The sequence below is a fragment of the Nocardia sp. NBC_00403 genome, assembly GCF_036046055.1.
GTDB lineage: Bacteria > Actinomycetota > Actinomycetes > Mycobacteriales > Mycobacteriaceae > Nocardia.
Genome location: NZ_CP107939.1, coordinates 7,763,102 through 7,780,679, shown reverse-complemented (window position 1 = coordinate 7,780,679; position 17,578 = coordinate 7,763,102). Strand labels below are relative to the sequence as shown.

Below are 17,578 nucleotides of genomic sequence, written 5' to 3'. Positions count from 1 at the left end.
GCGCGAATTGCCATCGGCGGCATACGGATACGCGGACCAATTATCGGTGCCGGTGTGCGGTGCTTCTCCTTGCCCTCGAACTCGGCTGCGCACACTCTATTTGCGGATCAATTGCCAACTTTCATGCAATGTAGTCTGCATTCATCTGAGAAGTCGTCATACTCTGTTCGATCGCTGATCCGTACCGATGCCTGATTAGTGGGCGCGAAGAGAGGTTTGACCTGTGAAACTGATCTGGATTACGGCGTCCGCACTGGTGGCTGTTGCCGCGTCTGGGTGCTCCGATGACAAGCCGTCTAGTTCCGCTGCGACGTCGACTGTTGCTTCGTCGGCGAGTGCGGTGACCGCTGCTCCGGAGCCGAGCGAGGCTGCCGAGTCCGGCGGCGGTGTGCGGATAACCCTCGGGGAAACCGAGAAAGTGCTCGTACCCGCCGATGTCGTCATGGATATCAAAGTTCCCGCGGAGTGGGGCTCGGCGGCATCGGGCCTGCGCTGTGCGGTAGCCGACAGCACCGGGCGAAATGAAGATCTCCGCTCCTCGGATGTGAAGAAACAGGAATCCATCGCAGGCAGAGAGTGGACCACCATCTGGACTTTTTCGTCACCGCCCGAGGCAGAGGTCAGCGTCGGGTGCAAGGATCCCGACACCAAAATCATTGCTACCGATATCAACTACATCCGCGTCGCACCCCGGGGTCTCAACCCGCACTGAGCCGTCGGCGGATCTGATATCGCGCCGGCGCCCGGCCTCCGATCCCGGTTGTCTACGGCGTAGATAATCTCGACGGAGTCGCTGACGACACCGAGGTAGCCTCGAATCGTGGTGGAGGCAACGGCGGAGCTCGGATATCGCGAGCGCCCGTCACGGTTCGACGGTGCTGTGGTGTGGACCCGCACCGTAACTCGCGATGATCTCGGCCTGCCCGTCCTGCCCGTCCTGCCCGATGGCTGCATGGATCTGTTGTGGACCGGCGGCACGCTGTCGGTCGCGGGTCCGGACACCGGTGCCTACCGCCCAGCTGTTCCGGTGGGAACCCGCTTTGCGGGGATCCGATTCTTTCCCGGTAGTGCGCCCGCGCTGCTCGGGGTGCCCGCACACGAATTGCTTAATCGACGCGTCGAACTCGCGGATCTGTGGCCGTCGGCAACGGTCCGGCAGCTGACTGCGCAGATCGACGACGCCGACGACACGATTGCCGCGCTCGAGGCGATAGTGCTGCGGCGGGCGGCCGACACCGAACCGCCGGATCCGATCCTGCGCCGGATCGCGGTCGCGTTGGATGCGGGGTGGTCGGTGGCGCAGACCGCCGAAGCGGCCGGGCTCGGTGCGCGGCTACTGCATCGCAGGTCCCTCGCGGCCTTCGGATACGGGCCGAAAACGCTCGCTCGGGTATTGCGGCTGCAGCGGGCCCTGGCGGTGGCGCGCAGCGGAGTGGCGCTCGCGGACACCGCCGCACGCACCGGCTACGCGGACCAGGCCCATCTGGCTCGCGAGATGCGGGACCTGGCGGGAATGTCGTTGCGTGAGTTGCTCAGTCGGTAGCGGGCAACGGGGCGTACAGGTCGACGCCGTTGCCGTCGGGATCCGCGAGCGAGGCGTAGCGCTGACCCCAAACGGCGTCCCATGGCTTCAATTCGCCGTGGTAGCCGGCGTCGACGAGTTCGGTGAACACCCGATCGACCTCGGCGGGATCGGCGCACCGGAAGGCGAGTCCGGTCCGGCCCGCGGAGCTGGGCGGCTGCCACTGCGGATGAAATGACTTGATCACCGCTTCGGTGTCGAAGGCGATGCGCATCCCGCCCACGATCGCGGCCTCGACATGCGACTGGTTCTCGGAGCCCTCCGGAAAATCCAGCCCGAGGCGTCGATAGAAGTCGAGGGTGGCCGCCATATCGGAGACCACGATGCCGATGAAGTCGAGTTGTGGAGTCATGACCCGCAGCCTAAGCGGGCTCGGTGCGGCCGGTCTTGAACAAATCGGACACCGTGGACGAGGGCGGCGCTCAGCTGGCGGTAGCCGGAATGAGTTCGGCGATCAGGTTCTCCACGAGAATGCGGATCCGGTCTCGGATCGAGCGCACGATGGCGATGTCCTCGTCCGACGGGTCGGGCAGCACCCAATCCCGGTAGCTGATTCCTGGGAAGAACGGACAGGCGTCGCCGCAACCCATGGTGATCACGACGTCGGACATGGCGACCGCGTCGATGGTCAGGAGCTTCGGCGCTCGAGCGGAGATGTCGATGCCCGCCTCGGCCATGACGGTGACCACGGCCGGGTCGAGCGCATCGGCCGGTGTGCTGCCCGCGGAGCGGACCTCGATGCGATCACCGGCGAGCGCACCGAGAAATCCGGCGGCCATCTGCGATCTGCCCGCATTGTGGACGCAGACGAACAGCACGCTGGGCTTGTGAGCCATGTGCGGGAATACCTTTCAACTGGGTGAATCGAGCGATGCTGGACGCGAGGTCGGGCGATGCGGGTTGGTTCGAGCCGGTCGGGGCGCCGAACGGCGCCGTAGTGTGAGTGATACGTATACCAGGACGCGCGCGGGCGGGATGCACGCTCACCGGGTCGCGGCGCACGCGGCGCCGCCGAATTCGATCATCAACACATCCGAGAGTTGTTGCAGCGCTTCAGGTATGTCTCGATAGTAGACACCCGAAAAGACCCGCGGGCGCCGGGCAGGCACCCACGGGCCGTTGCCGTGGCTCACAAAAGTCACATGGGGCGCAGATCGATGATCTTGCGCAGGCGGGCGCGGTCGCGCTCGAGGCGGCGGGCTTCGTAGGCAATCGGGAAGTAGCGCAGGCGTTCCGGGAGCAGTGGGACGGTGCGGCCGATCAGCCTGCCGAGGACGCGTAGCCTGCGTTCGTCGGCTGCGGTCCAGGTCAGGCCGAGCTTGCGGCGGGCAGGCTCGGGGGTGGTGCCGATGGTGAAGAAGTATTGCAGCTGTCCGATGGGTGCGACGGCGCGTCGCCAGATCGGTCGCAGTGCGCGCGGGAGCTGCTGGGGTGGCGCGACGGATCGGATCACCCGCAGGTAGTCGTGTGCGGTGTCGGTGTCCTGTAGGTGGTTTTCCACCATGTCGTCGAAGAACTTCTCGAAGGCCGCGTAGTTCTCCGGAATCTCCTTGGGCGCCACCGAGAAATTGCGCATCAGCTGCACCACCTCCTGGTAGTACGCCTCTTTGTCCGCCGCGGTCAGCGGGCGGCGGGCGAAGTATTTCGAGCCTTCGGTGAAGGCGAAGGTGCCGGTGTGCAGCACCCAGGCCCACGGTCCGGACGACAGCGCCTTGTGCCGGACGCCGGCGGCATCGGTGGTGTTGAGCGATGCGTGCATCACGCGCAGGCGATCGGCTTCGGCGAGCGCTTCGTCACCGCCGTAGATCCACATCATCACCGAGCCCAGGCTGCGCACGGCGCGGCCCATCGGGTCGGTGCGGAAGGTCGAATGCTCGTCGACGACGGCGGAAATGGTCGGTTCCATCGTTTGAAGCAGGAACGCCGAGCCTGCGGTCAGGGAGAAGGTGATCAGGCCGGTCTCATCCCACATTCGCGTGCCGGGCTCGATCGGGCGGCGGTCCGGCAGCGTGTGCGAGCCGGTGGTGTCGAGTGCGCCGGACGCCGTCATTGCGATCTCCTTTGATCGTCCTGCTCAATAGCATGAGAGATTTAGAGTACCAATCTCTCACTATCTTGGCACGTCCGACGGGGCTGCGCCAGTGCTGGAGGTCCCGGTCATTCCGGGTCGCGCTGGGGCTGCGCTTGCCGAGGCGAAACGAGCCGACGGTAAGCGCGTTGGCCGAATGCGCTGACCGCGGTGCTGCCCCTACGCTTTCGATATGACGACCGAATGGCGCAGGCGTTCCGGCCGGATCGGGGTGCTCACGGGCGCGGGGATATCCACCGATTCCGGGATACCGGATTTTCGCGGGCCGCGCGGGGTGTGGACGAAAGACCCCATCGCCGAACTGTTGTCGACCTTCGACGCCTACCTGGCCGATCCGCAGCTGCGGCAACGATCGTGGCTCGCCCGCCGCGACAACCCGGCGTGGCAGGCCGAGCCGAACGCCGCCCACACCGCGCTCGCGGATCTCGAGCGGGCCGGGCGCACCGTCACGATCATCACCCAGAACATCGATCGGCTGCATCAGCGCGCGGGTTCCTCGCCGCATCGGGTCATCGAAATCCACGGCAATATGTTCGAGGTGGTGTGTGTCGAGTGTGATTTCGAGACCAGCATGGCCGCGACCCTGGAACGCGTCGCGGCAGGAGAGGCGGACCCGCCCTGTCCCGAATGCGGCGGCGTGCTGAAAGCGGCGACCATCATGTTCGGCCAGCAGCTCGACTCGCGCACGATCACGAAGGCCGCCTTGACGGCCGAGGCCAGCGACATTTTCCTGGCGGTCGGCAGCTCACTGCAGGTGGAGCCCGCTGCCTCGATGTGCGCGCTCGCCGTCGACAACGGCGCTGACCTCGTCATCGTCAACGCCGAGCCGACGCCCTACGACGGCTTGGCCACCGAGATTATTCGGGACCCCATCGGCACGGTACTGCCTCGGCTGGTCGCCGAGATCCTGGCCGACTGACCCGTGCGGCGAACTCAGGAAACCGGGCCGAGCACCCGGTCCAGATACGCGTTGCTGAACCGGCCCTTGGGGTCGAAGCGGCGGCGCACCTCGGCGAAGCGGTCCCAATCGGGGTAGCGCGGCCGGAGGGTATCCGCGGTCTGGAAATGGCGCTTGCCCCAGTGCGGTCGGCCGTTGTAGCGGTCGAAGACTGCTTCGCAGGCGCGGAAGTACGGTTCGAAATCCATGCCGCGGTACTGGTGCACGGCGATGTAGCAGGTGTCGCGACCGCCGGCGGGGGAGAGGAACGCGTCATCGGGGGCGACCCAGCGCACCTCGATAGGCATCGGCGTATCGAATGTCGTGGATAGTTCCTTGATTTCGCGGATCGCGGCGACCGAGTGTTCGCGCGGGATCGCGTACTCCATCTCGGTGAAGCGAATCAGGCGGGGCGAGGCGAACACGCGGTAGGAGCGGTCGACCTGGCGGCGGTAGCTGCCCGCGTAGGCGGCGCCGCGATGGATCCACGGCACCAGGCCGGGCTGCCATTTGCCGAGGCGGCACAGCATGTCGAAGGTGTAGTTGGACATCAGGATGTCGGCGAACCAGTCGACGGCCTTGCCGCGCGGCTGTTCGGGCAGCTCGACCGGGTTGTTGCGCTTGGTCATGGCCAACGGGCTGTGCGCGAACATGTAGAACTCGAAGTGCTCGTTGCCGTCGATGTAGGAATCCAGGTCGGCGAGGATGTCTTCGACCGGCACCGGTCGCTCGATGCCTTCGAGTACGAAGGACGGAACCAGCTGCAAGGTGGCGGCGGTGACGACGCCGAGTGCGCCGATGCCGATGCGTGCGGCGCGCCAACCCTCCGGATCGGTCTCGGCATTCAGTTCTACCCGAGTGCCGTCGGCGAGCATCAGTTCGATGGAATGCAGTGCGGCCGAAAGGTTCTGCAGCGTGGCGCCGGTGCCGTGGGTGCCGGTGGCGGTGGCGCCCGCGACGGTCTGCACGTCGATATCGCCCAGGTTGGGGAAGGCGAGCCCGTGCGGGTGCAGGGCATTGCTCGCGGCGTTGAGGGTGATGCCCGCCTCGACCCTGGCGCGGCCGGTGGTCGGATCCACGTCTAGGACGCGGTTCATGTTCGCGAGGTTCAGTAGCACGCCGTCGGTGAGGACGGTGTCGGTGAAGGAATGGCCCGCGCCCGCGACGCGTACCGTTTGCCCGTTCGCGGCGGCGCGGCCGAGGACATCGGCCAGCTCATCGGTGTTGCGCGGGGCGGCGATCGTCGTCGGCGCGCACTGCTGATCGCCGGCCCAGTTCACCCACGAGTTGGTCATGCGTCCAACTGTAGGGGAATGCGTGTGACGCGCGCTACCTATGTCCCTTTTTTGCGATTACCGCTTGCGGCCCGCGCAGACGTGCGACTTGGCCAGTTCAACCTCTTCGTCGGTCAGCGCGGGCACGGTGAGCGGCTGGCGTGGCATGGCGTCGGCGCGCACCCCGTTGAGCGCGATGGCCATATACCGTTGCCAGACATCGGGATTCACCGGCCTGGAGAACTCGGCGAGTGCGTCCACCATGTGGATGAGGGCGAAGAAGTCCGAGGCCTCGACATCGGGGGCCAGGGTGCCCGCGTCGCGGGCTCGGTCGATGACGGCCGCGACCGTCGGCTTGAGCCGGTCGCGGACGGCGGCGAAGCGTTCCATGTCGTTCTCGAGTTCGAGCATTACTTCGCTGAAGCCGCGGTTGGTGGCCAGGTGCCTGCATGCGTACTCGAAGAACTGGACGAGGCCTTGCCAGGGGTCGGGATGTGCGTAGGCGGCATCGGCGGCGTCGCCGAACTCCGACATGTTCTGCTCGAAGACCTCGGCGATCAGCTCTTTTTTGTTGGCGAAGCGCCGGTAGACGGTGCCGACGCCCACTCCGGCGCGTTCGGCGACGTCGTCGAGGGTGATCTCGAGTCCGTGGTCGGCGAACAGTTCGCGCGCCGCGACGACGATCCGCTGCTGATTGCGCGCGGCATCGGCCCGCAAGCGCCGAGGTGGAGAGAGGGCCGTGGCGTGATTCACACCCACATCCTATCAAGTATCGGGATTAAGTGGAGGCAATGCCTCCGTTATCATGGTAGCTTCTTTCATAAGCGGAGACACCTTCTCCGCATCAAGACTCGATACAAAGGGGACAGCATGACTACGGTGATCGACCGTGGGGCACCCGCCCCCGAGAAAACGGATAACGGCAGGCGCGGCTCGCACGCGCTGCGGTGGTGGGTGCTCGCCGTCCTCGGCGTCGCACAACTCATGGTCGTCCTGGATGCGACGGTCGTGAACATCGCGCTGCCCGCGGCGCAACAGGATCTCGGTTTCAGTGACGGCGACCGCCAGTGGGTGGTCACCGGTTATGCATTGGCCTTCGGCAGCTTGCTGCTGCTCGGCGGACGGCTCAGCGACCTCTTCGGTCGCCGCAATACCTTCATCATCGGTCTGATCGGCTTCGCGGGGGCCTCCGCGGTCGGTGGCGCGGCCACCAGCTTCGACATGCTCGTTGCGGCCCGGGTCGGGCAGGGCGTGTTCGGCGCGCTGCTTGCTCCTGCCGCGCTGTCGCTGCTGACCGTCACCTTCACCGAACCGTCCGAGCGGGCCAAGGCCTTCGGAATCTTCGGTGCGGTCGCCGGTGCCGGTGGTGCGATCGGCCTGCTGCTCGGCGGCATGCTCACCGAATGGGCGTCGTGGCGTTGGGTGATGTTCGTCAACCTGGCCTTCGCCGCCGTCGCACTGGTCGGCGCGGTGCTGCTGCTGGCCAAGCACGTGATCACCGAGCGGCCCAAGCTCGATATCCCCGGCACGCTCGTGGTGACGGCCGCGCTCTTCGGCATCGTCTACGGCTTCTCGCACGCCGAGTCGACCAGCTGGACCAACCCGGTCACCCTCGGCTTCCTGATCGGCGGCGCGGTGCTTCTCGCGGTGTTCGTGTGGCTGGAAACCAAGGTCGCCAACCCGCTGCTGCCGCTGCGGATCGTGCTGGACCGCACCCGCGGTGGTTCGTTCCTGACCGTGTTCGTCATGGGCATCGGGATGTTCGCGATCTTCTTGTTCCTCACCTACTACATGCAGCTGAGCATGGGGTACTCGCCGATCAAGACCGGACTTGCCTTCCTGCCGATGGTGGCGGGCATGGTCGTCTCGTCGACAACGGTGCCCTCGCTGTTGCTGCCGAAAGTCGGCCCGAAGATCGTGGTCGCGGGCGGCTTCCTCGTTGCCGCGGCCGGCATGGCCTGGCTGACCCGGATCGGTCTGGACAGCGGTTACGTCACGCACATCCTGCCCGCCCTCGTCCTGATGGGCCTGGGCCTCGGCGGTGCGATGTCGACCGCCTTCCAGGGCGCGACGGCCGGTGTGCACCACGAGGATGCGGGCGTCGCCTCGGCGATGATCAACACTAGCCAGCAGGTCGGTGGTTCGATCGGCACCGCGCTGTTGAGCACCATTGCCGCGTCGGCGGCGACGGATTACCTGTCCTCGCATCAGCCGGGTCCGATGGCCGTGGCACAGGCTCAGATCGAGAGCTACACCACCAGCTTCTGGTGGGCCACCGCGATCTTCGTGGCCGGCGCCGTGATCACCGCATTCTTGATGCCGAACACGGTGCCCGCTCCCTCCGAGGGAGAGCCCGTGCTCGCGCACTGAAGTTCGACCGAATAGCACAGCGCCCGTGTCGCTTCGACGCGGGCGCTGTGCTGTGTCACCGAATCTCGGTAGTTGCCGGTGAATCTCAGCAGTTGCTCGGCGCGGGGGATGCCGGCGAAGCGGTCGGCGCCGGGCTGGAAGTCGCCCACATTCGGTGGCGCGAAATAGAATCCGTCGCCGTCGGGAAGCGGGATGATCGCCGCCGTCGCGGCCGGCGGCAGGTAGGTGAGGCTCGCCGCCGCGACCGATAGCGTCGCGATGGTGAGCCGCCGCAGTGATCGGCGCCCGCCGAAGGTGATCGAATTCCGTCTGCCGAATAGTTGCTGACGCTCGAGTCGGCGTGGTTTCGCCGTCGCCCGATGGATCGTGGGTACTGCTCGTCGTGCCGCCATCATCGCTCCGGACCCGAGTCTGTAGGGGGTTGGGTGGAACCTCGGCGAAACCTTCTGGGCATTCGAACGTCGTACCTGCACACATGTCGACGAACGGTACTGTTCGTAATTTGTGCCGCCGTCCCGGGCGAACAGACCGCACGGTACAGCCGATAGCATTGCGCCGGTGACATTCGGCTCGGCAGGAGGTCAGCGCATGGGTCGGCGGACCGACGCCCCTGCCGTCGAACCGATGGTGCTGTTGGTGATCTCCGTCGGCGGCGCGATCGGGGCGATGTTGCGCTACCGCATCGGCGTATGGTGGCCGCCGCGACCGGGCCACGTCCCCTGGTCGACGTTCACGATCAATGTCGTGGGATGCTTTGCGATCGGAATTCTGATGATTCTGATTACCGAAGTGTGGGTAGCCCACAGACTGCTCCGCCCGTTCCTCGGCGTCGGCCTGCTCGGCGGCTTCACCACTTTTTCCACCTATAGCCTCGAGGTTCGTAGACTGCTCCAATCGGGTGCAACGGTCGAGGCGCTCGGCTATCTGGGGGGAACGGTGGTGGCGGCGCTCGTCGCGGTCGTGCTCGGAATGGGCTCGGCGCGATGGATGACCAGACGGGCTCGACGGACATGATGACGGCACGACGGAAGGGGGTCAGACGATGAATGATTCACCGGCGGGCGCGCGTCCGACGGCGGGACAGTGGAAGCAGGCCGCGCGGCTGACGGTGCTGCTCGACGAGGACGACAAATGGAAACACGGCCCCCTATATCACGAAATCGTGCAGCGGGCCCGCGACGCCGGATTGGCAGGGGCAAGTGTGTGGCGTGGAGTCGAGGGCTACGGCGCCTCCTCGCGCATCCACACCAGCCGGATCCTGGATCTGGCCGAACACCTACCCGTGCAGGTGATGGTCATCGATGATGCCCAGCGGCTGCGGTCGTTCGTCGAGCACAATGCCGAGATGCTCGCCGCGGTGAACGTCACCCTGTCCGACGTGACGATCTGGCAGCCGACCGCAGGGATGCTCGGATGAACGTCGCACTCGTCGTGCTCGGTGCCATGTTCGGCGCACCCGCTCGATATCTGATAGACCGTGCTGTCGCAGCACGTTTCGGATCTCTGCTGCCGTGGGGCACCTTGACCGTTAACATTGTCGGTTCGGCGTTGCTCGGTGGTCTGGTCGGCGCGGGTGCGAACAGTTGGCTGCTCACCGCTGCCGGGACCGGTTTCTGCGGTGCGCTCACCACGTTCAGCACCTTCGGCTACGAGACCATCAGGCTGATTGCCGACGGCGCCTACGCCTATGCCGCAGGCAATGTCGTGATCAGCGTCGTGGCCGGTCTGGTCGCGGTCTTCGCCGCGGCATCCGCGACACAGTGGTTGTGGACATGATTCTGATGACGAGCCGGGCGCAGCCGATCCGGAAGGGAGACCCGAGCATGGCCCATGATCGAGCCGGGCGACCCGCGCGACCCACCGACCTGGAGGACATCGCGCATCTGGTGACGGCCTACTACAGCCGCATCCCGGATCCGCAGGATCCCGCCCAGCAGGTGGTGTTCGGCACCTCGGGGCATCGTGGCTCGAGCTTGGACACCGCGTTCAACGAGGCGCACATTCTGGCCATTACCCAGGCGATCATCGAATACCGTGCGACCCGGGGCATTACCGGCCCGGTGTATCTGGCCCGGGACACACACGCATTGTCGGAACCCGCGTGGACCACTGCACTCGAGGTGCTCGCGGCCAACGATGTGACCGCCATCATCGACGCCCGCGACCGATACACCCCGACCCCCGCGCTGAGTCATGCGGTGCTGCGCCACAATCGCGGCGGCACCCGCCACCAGGCCGACGGCATCGTGGTCACCCCTTCGCACAACCCGCCGCGTGACGGCGGCTTCAAATACAACCCGCCCCACGGCGGTCCCGCCGACACCGTTGCCACCGACGCCATCGCCGCCCGCGCCAACGAACTGCTGCGCGGCGGTCTCGCGGGCATCCGCCGCACCACGCTGCAGCATGCGCTGGACACCAGCGTCGAACGCTACGACTACCTCGACCACTACATCGCGGACCTGCCGAACGTGTTGAACCTGGACGCCATTCGCGGCGCCGGGATCCGGCTCGGCGCCGACCCTATGGGTGGGGCGAGCGTCGACTACTGGGAGGAAATCGGTCAGCGCTACGACCTCGAGCTCGAGGTCGTCAACCCGTTCGTCGACCCGACCTGGCGGTTCATGACCCTCGACAGCGACGGCAAGATCCGCATGGATCCGTCCTCGCGCTACGCCATGGCCTCGCTGATCGCGATCAAGGACGACTACGACCTCTCCACCGGCAACGACGCCGATGCCGACCGGCACGGCATCGTCACGCCCGACGGCGGGTTGATGAATCCCAACCACTTCCTCGCGGTCGCCATCGAATATCTCGTCGCGAACCGGATGGGCTGGGACGCGCTGACCAAGATCGGCAAGACGGCGGTGAGCTCGTCGATGATCGATCGGGTGGTCGGCGTGCTCGGCCGCGACGTGCACGAAGTGCCGGTCGGCTTCAAATGGTTCGTGCCCGGATTGTTCAGCGGCAGCTTGGCTTTCGGTGGCGAGGAGAGCGCAGGTGCATCCTTCCTGCGGATGGACGGCACCGTCTGGACCACCGACAAGGACGGACTGTTGCTCGCACTGCTCGCCGCCGAAATCGCGGCGGTCACCGGTCAGAGCCCGTCGGCGCGCTATGTCGAACTCGAGAAGCGCTACGGCAGCCCCGCCTACGCGCGGATCGACGCCGCCGCAACCGGGGAACAGAAAGAGCTGCTCGCGAAGTTGACGCCGGACATGATCACCACACAGGAGATCGCGGGCGAGCCGATCACCGCGGTGCTCACCAGGGCACGGGGCAACGGCGCACCGCTCGGCGGTCTGAAGGTGACGACGGAGAACGCGTGGTTCGCCGCGCGCCCGTCCGGCACCGAGGACAAGTACAAGATCTACGCCGAATCGTTCCACGGCCCCGAGCATCTGACGCAGGTGCAGGCCGCCGCGGAGGAGATGGTCGGGCAGGCGCTGTCGGGTGAGTAGTAGATCGAAGGCCCTGCCCACCGAGATCTGGGTGCTGGTCGGGGCCGCGTTCGTCATTGCCATCGGTTTCGGCTTGGTCGCACCCGTGCTGCCGCAGTACGCGCGCAGTTTCGGCGTCGGTGTGGCGGCAGCGTCGGCGATCATCAGCGCCTTCGCGTTGATGCGGCTGCTGTTCGCCCCGGTGAGCGGCCGACTGGTGCAACGCTTGGGGGAGCGCTCGGTGTATCTGAGCGGGCTGCTGATCGTCGCGGTGTCGACGGGCGCGAGCGCGCTGGCCCAGAGTTATTGGCAGCTGCTGGTTTTGCGTTCGGTCGGCGGCATCGGGTCGACCATGTTCACCGTTTCCTCGCTCGCACTGGTGATTCGGCTGTCGCCGCCCGCGCAGCGCGGGCGGGTGTCCGGGCTGTGGTCGACCAGCTTCCTGATCGGTTCGGTGAGCGGGCCGCTGGTCGGTGGGGCGCTGTCCGGTCTCGGGCTGCGGGCGCCGTTCGTGATCTACATGGTCGCGCTGCTCGCCGTCACCGTGGCCGTCTACCTGAGCCTGCGGAACTCGAATCTGGCCGCGCCGGAGGCGACCGGTGCGGTGCGGGTGCTGACCTTCCGGCAGGGCTGGGCGCGGCCGGAATATCGGGCGGTGCTCTGGTCGAACTTCGCCAACGGCGCCGCGGTCTTCGGCGTGCGCATGGCGTTGGTGCCGTTGCTCGTGGTCGAGGTGCTGCATCAGCCGTCGGGGATGGCCGGCGTCGCGCTGACGGTGTTCGCCGCGGGCAATGTGGCGGTGCTGTTCCTCTCGGGCCGGCTGTCGGATCGTTGGGGCCGTAGACCGTTTCTGATCGCCGGATCGCTGGTGTGTTCGGTCGGCACGATCGGGCTCGGATTCGCGCCGAACCTGTTGTGGCTGATGGTGAGTTCGGTGGTGGCCGGGCTCGGTTCAGGCATGCTGACGCCGACGCAGCAGGCTGCGCTCGCCGACGTGATCGGGCCGAAGGCACGCGGCGGGCCGGTGCTCGCCGGCTTCCAGATGGCGGCCGACCTGGGCACCGTCATCGGCCCGGTCGCGATCGGTGCGCTGGCGCAACACGTCTCCTACGGGGTTGCGCTCACCGTCACCGGTGCGCTGCTCGCCGTCGCCGCAGTGGTGTGGGTTGTGGTGCCGGAGCCGTTGCAGTCGCGGATTCGACCGCTCGACACCGATCGATCCGATCATGTGAGCGGCGTACCGTGCGACGACGCCGAATATCAGCTCGCGCATCGTGCCGCGGAGTCGTGCGGGGATGATGCTCCCGAGCGAGTTCTCGACGCCGCGGAGGGACGCGCCAAGGTCTAGCCCAAGCGGTGGGACACTCGCACGTTCGCCAGCACCCGGCGCGGGTCGACCCGGACGGTTGCGGCAGAGTGTTCGGGGTGAGCGAATCGCGTTCGAACTACACCCCGCGACCGATGTCGAGCAAGACCACCTATGCCCTCGGCGCCGTGGCTCTCGCGCTCATCGTGTTGATCGTGATCCTGGCCATGCGGTGGGGTCGCGACGAACCCGCCGTGCGCAATGACGGGTACGGTCCGGTACACAGCTCGGCGGTGGTCGTGGCGCTGCAGCCGGACGGCCTGATCCTCGTCGGTCGCCCGGACGCGCGGAAGACGATCGACGTGTACGCCGACCCGCTGTGCCCGGGCTGCGGTTCGATGGAGCGCGTCTACGGTCAGGAAATCGCGCAGCAGCAAGACGAAGGCAAGCTCGCGGTGCGCTATCACCTGGTCAATTTTCTCGAATCCAAGTCGCGCAGCAAGGATTACTCGACGCGCGCGATCGCCGCGAACGAGTGTGTCGCCGAGGCCGGTTCCGGTCCGGTCTACTCGAAGTTCCACACGCTGTTGTTCACCACGAGGCAGCCCGAGGAGGGCGGCGCGGACCTGAGCAACGAGGAACTGGCCGCGGTGGCACGGGAGGCGGGCGCATCCGATCAGGTGGCGCAATGCATCGCTTCCGGCGCGAAGGTCGATGCCGCGCGGGCGCACGCCCTGGTCGCGCTCGGCGCGCTCAACGAACTGCTCGACGGGCGTGCGGCAACCCCTTCGGTTTTCGATGGCAAGACCAAGCTGGACGTCAACAACGAAGAGTGGGTCCTCGACGTCGCACGCTGATCGCGAGAATCGGCTAGCGTCGTAGGAGTGGCAACCCTGGACGATGCCGCTGAGATCGCTCTTCAGCTCCCCGAGGTGACCGAAGGCTTGCGATTCGACTACCGGACATGGTCGGTCGCGGGCAAGGCTTTCGCGTGGGAACGACCGTTCAGCAAGGCGGATATCAAGCGATTCGGCGATACCGAGCGGCCCGAGGCGCCGATCCTCGCGGTGCGGCTGGCCGACCTCAACGACAAGGAAGCCGTTCTCGCCGAGGATCGCCCCGGTGTGTTCACCATCCCGCATTTCGACGGCTATGCCGCGGTCCTCGTCGAACTGAATCGCACCACCGTCGAGCGGCTGCGCGAACTCCTGCAAGACGGTTGGTTGGCTTGCGCCCCAGCCCGTTTGGCCGACAGCTACCTCCACGGTCGCTGACGGCCGCAACGTCGAAGCGTCCGGTTCGGGCGATGCGATCGCGCCGCCCGAACCGGCGGCGTCACGTCGTCGACAGGGTGGCGAGTTCGCGCTCGACGAGTTTGTCGTGCTCCTGGGCCTGCGCCGCGGCCTTCTTCGGGCTCCAGTGTCCGGCCATCAGGAAGACGAACGGCAGGAAAGCGACCTGTGCGATCAGGCAGATCCACCACCAGCGCTTCCACTGCGAGGGCGAATCGGCTTGCGCCTGCTGCACTTCTGTGGCGTGCTCGGCCAGGTAGGCCTGGTCTTCGACGGGAATGGTGCCGACCGCCTTCAGCTTCGCGCTCGCCTGCTCGAGTTGCGGGCCGACCTTCGCGGCTACGGCGAGTTCGGCGGGTGGAATCTGCTGGACGGCGGTGAGGCGGGCGATCGCCTGGTCCGGCGGAATACCGAACTTCTTGGCCACCTGACCGACCGCCGCCAGTCCGGCGTTCGCATCGGTGGGGTTGGCCGCAAGCGCCGCCAACGTGGCGGGAGCGATGGCTTGCAGGGTCGCGACTTCCTGCGGGTATTTCATGCTCAGCCCGAAGGCCGCCTGAATCTCGGCCGCTGTGGCGCCGGTGAGCTTGGTCATCGCCGTGAGCTGTGCGGCCGGATCGTTGGGGTTGGTTTTCAGCGCCGCAAGGGTTTCCGGTCCGACCTGCTGGATGGTCGCCAGCTCCGGGCCGAATCGGTGCTGGATTTCCTGGAGCTTGGGGCCGTAATTGACCAGCGGGCCCGCCGCGTTCACCACGATGAGCAAGCCGAACAGGACGACAGTGACGACGCCGCGCAGGGTGCCGCCCCACACCGCGAGTCCGACGGCCGTCGCGGCCGGGTTCCGGTCCTCGACTGTCTCGGTGAAGCTGGCCATCCAGGTGGAGTAGGCGATACCGGTGCCGACTGCGATGACCACGAAAACCGTTGCGAACGCGTAGTAGCCGGTGTCGGGTTTGTCGGTGTAGCCGATGAAAACGAACATACCGACGATGCTGATGAGCGCGCCCACGATCATGAAGGGCTTACGCACCTTGAGTTTGTCCGACGCGATACCGGCGAGCACCAGCGCGATCGCGTTGGCGGTCCAGTACCAGTTGCCGAGCGCATTGGCCTTGGCCGGACTGAAGCCGAAGTTCGTGGCCATGTAGACCGGTAGGAACGACACGATCGTGTAGAAGAAGGCCAGGAACAGGCTGATCCCCAGGGCTGACCCCACGATATTGAGGCGCAGCATCTGCCGCCACTGCCCTTGCTCCAGTTGGCTGACATCGATGCCGCGGGCGCGTGCCTCGATCAGTGCCCGGTCGCGCAGCGACACCATGATCTGGTCGCGCAGTTGTGGACTCAGCTCACGCAATCCGATCACCGCGATCACAGCGATGACGAGGCTGATCGCGCCGCAGAGTCGGTAGTGGTACTGCCAGTCCGGATGCGCGTCCAGGGTCCGGGTGGAGATCTGGGTGGTGACCAGGGCTCCGATGACGGGTCCGAGCGTCCAGAAACCCATCGCGGATGCGCGGTCCAGCTGTGGCGAGAAGTCGCGGATCAGTGCCGGCGTCGCCACGAGCACAGCGCCCTCGACGATGCTCACCAGGATGTAGACGACGAGGTATGCCTCTTTCGAGGTCGTCGCGGGCACCGCGAACAGCGTCAGCAGCGAGCAGATCACCACGCCGTAGGCGACGATATTCGCCCGCCCCCACCGATCGAGCACACCCGCGAGCACCGAAGCGACCGCGCCGAATGCGGCGCCGATAATGAAGATCCACACGAAGTACGCAAAAGAGAGATCGAAGTACGCGATGAGCTCATTGCCCACCGCGCCGGTGACGAACAATTGGTAATACAGTGCGATCGAGGCGATGACCACCACGGCCAGGTACCAGGAGCGGGCGGGCGTATCGGGATAGTGCGGTAGTTTGCGCTGCCACAACCCGGTGATCAGGGTTGGCGGGGGCGTAGTCGTGGTCGAACTCATGGTCGAGATGCCTTTCTGGCCACGGCATTTCGCAGGAGACTGAACCATCCGCAGTTCAGGACGAGTAGCCGGGTGGAAACAATGTAGCGACCGGCCGTGATTTGCATCACTGTTCTCGAAACAACTGCTTGTTTTGATTGTTGTCGCCGGGCCGTCGGTTGCCAGGGGTCGACAAGGTTCGATTCCGGAGGTCTGCACAGCGAATCGTGCAGAATGGGTGCCGATTGGTTGATGGGCAGTGCTGACGCCGAAGGGTTATTGCGCGCGATTTCGGGCCGGCTCGGGTCTGTCGTCGGGGATTTCGTCTTCGGGTGGGATCCGCCGAAGCTGTCCGTGGACGACTACGTAGCCGTTCAAGGGGTACACCATCTCTTCGGCGGTGGGGCGGTCGGGAAGGGCTCGGGGCGGGTCCATCGCCTGCTCGGATCTGTGGACGCCGAGGTACGGGGCGGCGAGTGCGCCGGTGTCGGTGCGCGGGAAGAGGTATTTGGCGCCCTCGCGGACGGTCGTATGGATGTCGCCCGTCGGTGCGGTCCACTGCAGGCGCTCCAGGTCCGCGCGCCAGACCGCCCAGGGGAGTTCTCCTTGTCCGCCAGCGTCTTCAGGCGATGGTGGCGACCGCAGAGCACGGCGAGGTTGGTGCGTGCCGTCGGTCCACCGCGGGATGGTCGCTCGTGGTCGAAGGGATGGTTGTGGTCCAGTTCGGATTCGGCGGCAGGCATCGCGCAACCGGGGAAGCGGCACATTCCGTCCACCGCACGGACTTCGCGTTCCAGCCGGGGCGTGGGCCGCCACTGCGCCGCCTCCTCGGCGGTGGTCGGGTCGTCGATATCGGACTGTTCCGGAATCACCTGGATGCGAGCATGTTCGGCCAGTATTCGCGCCAGCGCCGCGTCGATGGGCCCATAGCCGGCCAGGAATGCGGGCGACTCCTGAATCCCGAGCAGGGTATCGGCGGGGATACCTATCTGAATGAGCGGGCGGCGCGGCCGCTCGATCGGCACGCCGTACTTGGGGCAGCGCGCACCGCGCCCGCACTGACACCGCAACTGCCCGGACCCATCGGCCAGCGCGACGAGCGCGTCTGCGCGCCGCTGCGGCATCGTCCGTGGATCCGACGCGCACACCTGCATGCTCATTTCCCGTAGCCGCATCGCCACCGTCTGGGCACCCGGCGCGGGCAGCAGGCCGTCGAAAACGGCCATGCTGTCCTGGACCGCGCGCAGCCGAACATCGCGTTCTTCCTGCCGCCGCTCTCGCCGGGGGTCGAGGAGCAGATCCGCCCGATCCGGCGCCAAGCGCGCTGA

The 17,578-nt window shown here is 66.3% G+C and carries 18 protein-coding genes; 11 read left to right on the top strand and 7 right to left on the bottom strand.

All coding sequences use genetic code 11. The features are described from left to right. The first annotated feature begins 340 nt into the window (after positions 1-340). Both OHQ90_RS34895 and OHQ90_RS34890 read left to right on the top strand, forming a co-directional pair. The gene (locus tag OHQ90_RS34895) at positions 341-712 is read left to right on the top strand and encodes a hypothetical protein (RefSeq protein ID WP_328404892.1); all 372 of its coding nucleotides are present in this window, start codon (positions 341-343) and stop codon (positions 710-712) included. A gap of 108 nt (positions 713-820) precedes the next feature. Next, the gene (locus OHQ90_RS34890; RefSeq protein ID WP_328404890.1) at positions 821-1,543 is read left to right on the top strand and encodes a helix-turn-helix transcriptional regulator; all 723 of its coding nucleotides are present in this window, start codon (positions 821-823) and stop codon (positions 1,541-1,543) included. Here the strand turns inward: OHQ90_RS34890 and OHQ90_RS34885 are convergent. The 3 genes from OHQ90_RS34885 to OHQ90_RS34875 all read right to left on the bottom strand — a co-directional run bounded on the left by OHQ90_RS34885 (position 1,533) and on the right by OHQ90_RS34875 (position 3,632). Next, positions 1,533-1,934: a VOC family protein gene (locus tag OHQ90_RS34885; protein WP_328404888.1), complete on the bottom strand. Its 402-nt coding sequence runs from the start codon at positions 1,932-1,934 to the stop codon at positions 1,533-1,535. The genes OHQ90_RS34890 and OHQ90_RS34885 overlap by 11 nt on opposite strands. 70 nt (positions 1,935-2,004) lie before the next feature. Continuing rightward, positions 2,005-2,418 carry an arsenate reductase ArsC gene (locus OHQ90_RS34880; RefSeq protein WP_328404886.1) on the bottom strand — a complete coding sequence of 138 codons (414 nt, stop codon included), beginning with the start codon at positions 2,416-2,418 and terminating at the stop codon, positions 2,005-2,007. Positions 2,419-2,720: 302 nt separating this feature from the next. Beyond that, on the bottom strand, positions 2,721-3,632 hold the full coding sequence (locus tag OHQ90_RS34875) for an oxygenase MpaB family protein (protein WP_328404884.1): 912 nt from the start codon (positions 3,630-3,632) through the stop codon (positions 2,721-2,723). A 211-nt stretch (positions 3,633-3,843) separates the two neighbouring features. Here OHQ90_RS34875 and OHQ90_RS34870 point away from each other — a divergent pair, with 211 nt between their 5' ends. Further along, entirely contained in the window at positions 3,844-4,590 is a 747-nt protein-coding gene (locus tag OHQ90_RS34870; protein ID WP_328404882.1) for an SIR2 family NAD-dependent protein deacylase, read from the top strand. Between the two features lie 14 nt (positions 4,591-4,604). On the opposite strand, the gene OHQ90_RS34865 is transcribed toward OHQ90_RS34870, so the two are convergent. After that, positions 4,605-5,903 carry a D-arabinono-1,4-lactone oxidase gene (locus OHQ90_RS34865; protein ID WP_328404880.1) on the bottom strand — a complete coding sequence of 433 codons (1,299 nt, stop codon included), beginning with the start codon at positions 5,901-5,903 and terminating at the stop codon, positions 4,605-4,607. Positions 5,904-5,960: 57 nt separating this feature from the next. Further along, positions 5,961-6,635, bottom strand: coding sequence for a TetR/AcrR family transcriptional regulator (locus OHQ90_RS34860; RefSeq protein WP_328404879.1), 675 nt, complete (start codon positions 6,633-6,635; stop codon positions 5,961-5,963). Positions 6,636-6,752: 117 nt separating this feature from the next. On the opposite strand from OHQ90_RS34860, the gene OHQ90_RS34855 reads away from it, so the two are divergent. The 8 genes from OHQ90_RS34855 to OHQ90_RS34820 all read left to right on the top strand — a co-directional run bounded on the left by OHQ90_RS34855 (position 6,753) and on the right by OHQ90_RS34820 (position 14,275). Next, positions 6,753-8,252 carry an MFS transporter gene (locus OHQ90_RS34855; RefSeq protein ID WP_328404878.1) on the top strand — a complete coding sequence of 500 codons (1,500 nt, stop codon included), beginning with the start codon at positions 6,753-6,755 and terminating at the stop codon, positions 8,250-8,252. A gap of 588 nt (positions 8,253-8,840) precedes the next feature. Then, the gene (gene crcB, locus OHQ90_RS34850; RefSeq protein WP_328404877.1) at positions 8,841-9,266 is read left to right on the top strand and encodes a fluoride efflux transporter CrcB; all 426 of its coding nucleotides are present in this window, start codon (positions 8,841-8,843) and stop codon (positions 9,264-9,266) included. A 28-nt stretch (positions 9,267-9,294) separates the two neighbouring features. Then, positions 9,295-9,669 carry a DUF190 domain-containing protein gene (locus OHQ90_RS34845; RefSeq protein ID WP_328404875.1) on the top strand — a complete coding sequence of 125 codons (375 nt, stop codon included), beginning with the start codon at positions 9,295-9,297 and terminating at the stop codon, positions 9,667-9,669. After that, on the top strand, positions 9,666-10,028 hold the full coding sequence (locus tag OHQ90_RS34840; protein WP_328404873.1) for a fluoride efflux transporter FluC: 363 nt from the start codon (positions 9,666-9,668) through the stop codon (positions 10,026-10,028). Before OHQ90_RS34845 ends, OHQ90_RS34840 begins: the two co-directional genes overlap by 4 nt. Before the next feature lie 47 nt (positions 10,029-10,075). Beyond that, positions 10,076-11,716, top strand: coding sequence for a phosphoglucomutase (alpha-D-glucose-1,6-bisphosphate-dependent) (pgm, locus tag OHQ90_RS34835; protein WP_328404871.1), 1,641 nt, complete (start codon positions 10,076-10,078; stop codon positions 11,714-11,716). Then, positions 11,709-13,043, top strand: coding sequence for an MFS transporter (locus OHQ90_RS34830; RefSeq protein ID WP_328404868.1), 1,335 nt, complete (start codon positions 11,709-11,711; stop codon positions 13,041-13,043). The genes pgm and OHQ90_RS34830 overlap by 8 nt, the downstream gene beginning before the upstream one ends. Before the next feature lie 77 nt (positions 13,044-13,120). Next, positions 13,121-13,858, top strand: a complete 738-nt coding sequence (locus OHQ90_RS34825; protein ID WP_328404866.1) for a DsbA family protein — start codon at positions 13,121-13,123, stop codon at positions 13,856-13,858. Positions 13,859-13,885: 27 nt separating this feature from the next. Continuing rightward, complete coding sequence (locus OHQ90_RS34820) at positions 13,886-14,275, top strand: MmcQ/YjbR family DNA-binding protein (protein ID WP_328404864.1); 390 nt, start codon at positions 13,886-13,888, stop codon at positions 14,273-14,275. Positions 14,276-14,336: 61 nt separating this feature from the next. On the opposite strand, the gene OHQ90_RS34815 is transcribed toward OHQ90_RS34820, so the two are convergent. Together OHQ90_RS34815 and OHQ90_RS34810 are read right to left on the bottom strand one after the other, a co-directional pair. After that, positions 14,337-16,271: an MFS transporter gene (locus OHQ90_RS34815; protein ID WP_328404862.1), complete on the bottom strand. Its 1,935-nt coding sequence runs from the start codon at positions 16,269-16,271 to the stop codon at positions 14,337-14,339. Positions 16,272-16,624: 353 nt separating this feature from the next. Continuing rightward, positions 16,625-17,569: an HNH endonuclease signature motif containing protein gene (locus OHQ90_RS34810; protein ID WP_328404860.1), complete on the bottom strand. Its 945-nt coding sequence runs from the start codon at positions 17,567-17,569 to the stop codon at positions 16,625-16,627. Between the last annotated feature and the right edge of the window lie 9 nt (positions 17,570-17,578).

Bases quoted from the DNA above. Each gene is read 5' to 3' on its own strand.
- OHQ90_RS34885 (WP_328404888.1), bottom strand. From the start codon at position 1,934: ATGACTCCACAACTCGACTTCATCGGCATCGTGGTCTCCGATATGGCG.
- OHQ90_RS34880 (WP_328404886.1), bottom strand. From the start codon at position 2,418: ATGGCTCACAAGCCCAGCGTGCTGTTCGTCTGCGTCCACAATGCGGGC.
- OHQ90_RS34875 (WP_328404884.1), bottom strand. From the start codon at position 3,632: ATGACGGCGTCCGGCGCACTCGACACCACCGGCTCGCACACGCTGCCG.
- OHQ90_RS34870 (WP_328404882.1), top strand. From the start codon at position 3,844: ATGACGACCGAATGGCGCAGGCGTTCCGGCCGGATCGGGGTGCTCACG.
- OHQ90_RS34865 (WP_328404880.1), bottom strand. From the start codon at position 5,903: ATGACCAACTCGTGGGTGAACTGGGCCGGCGATCAGCAGTGCGCGCCG.
- OHQ90_RS34855 (WP_328404878.1), top strand. From the start codon at position 6,753: ATGACTACGGTGATCGACCGTGGGGCACCCGCCCCCGAGAAAACGGAT.
- crcB (WP_328404877.1), top strand. From the start codon at position 8,841: ATGGGTCGGCGGACCGACGCCCCTGCCGTCGAACCGATGGTGCTGTTG.
- OHQ90_RS34845 (WP_328404875.1), top strand. From the start codon at position 9,295: ATGAATGATTCACCGGCGGGCGCGCGTCCGACGGCGGGACAGTGGAAG.
- OHQ90_RS34840 (WP_328404873.1), top strand. From the start codon at position 9,666: ATGAACGTCGCACTCGTCGTGCTCGGTGCCATGTTCGGCGCACCCGCT.
- pgm (WP_328404871.1), top strand. From the start codon at position 10,076: ATGGCCCATGATCGAGCCGGGCGACCCGCGCGACCCACCGACCTGGAG.
- OHQ90_RS34815 (WP_328404862.1), bottom strand. From the start codon at position 16,271: ATGAGTTCGACCACGACTACGCCCCCGCCAACCCTGATCACCGGGTTG.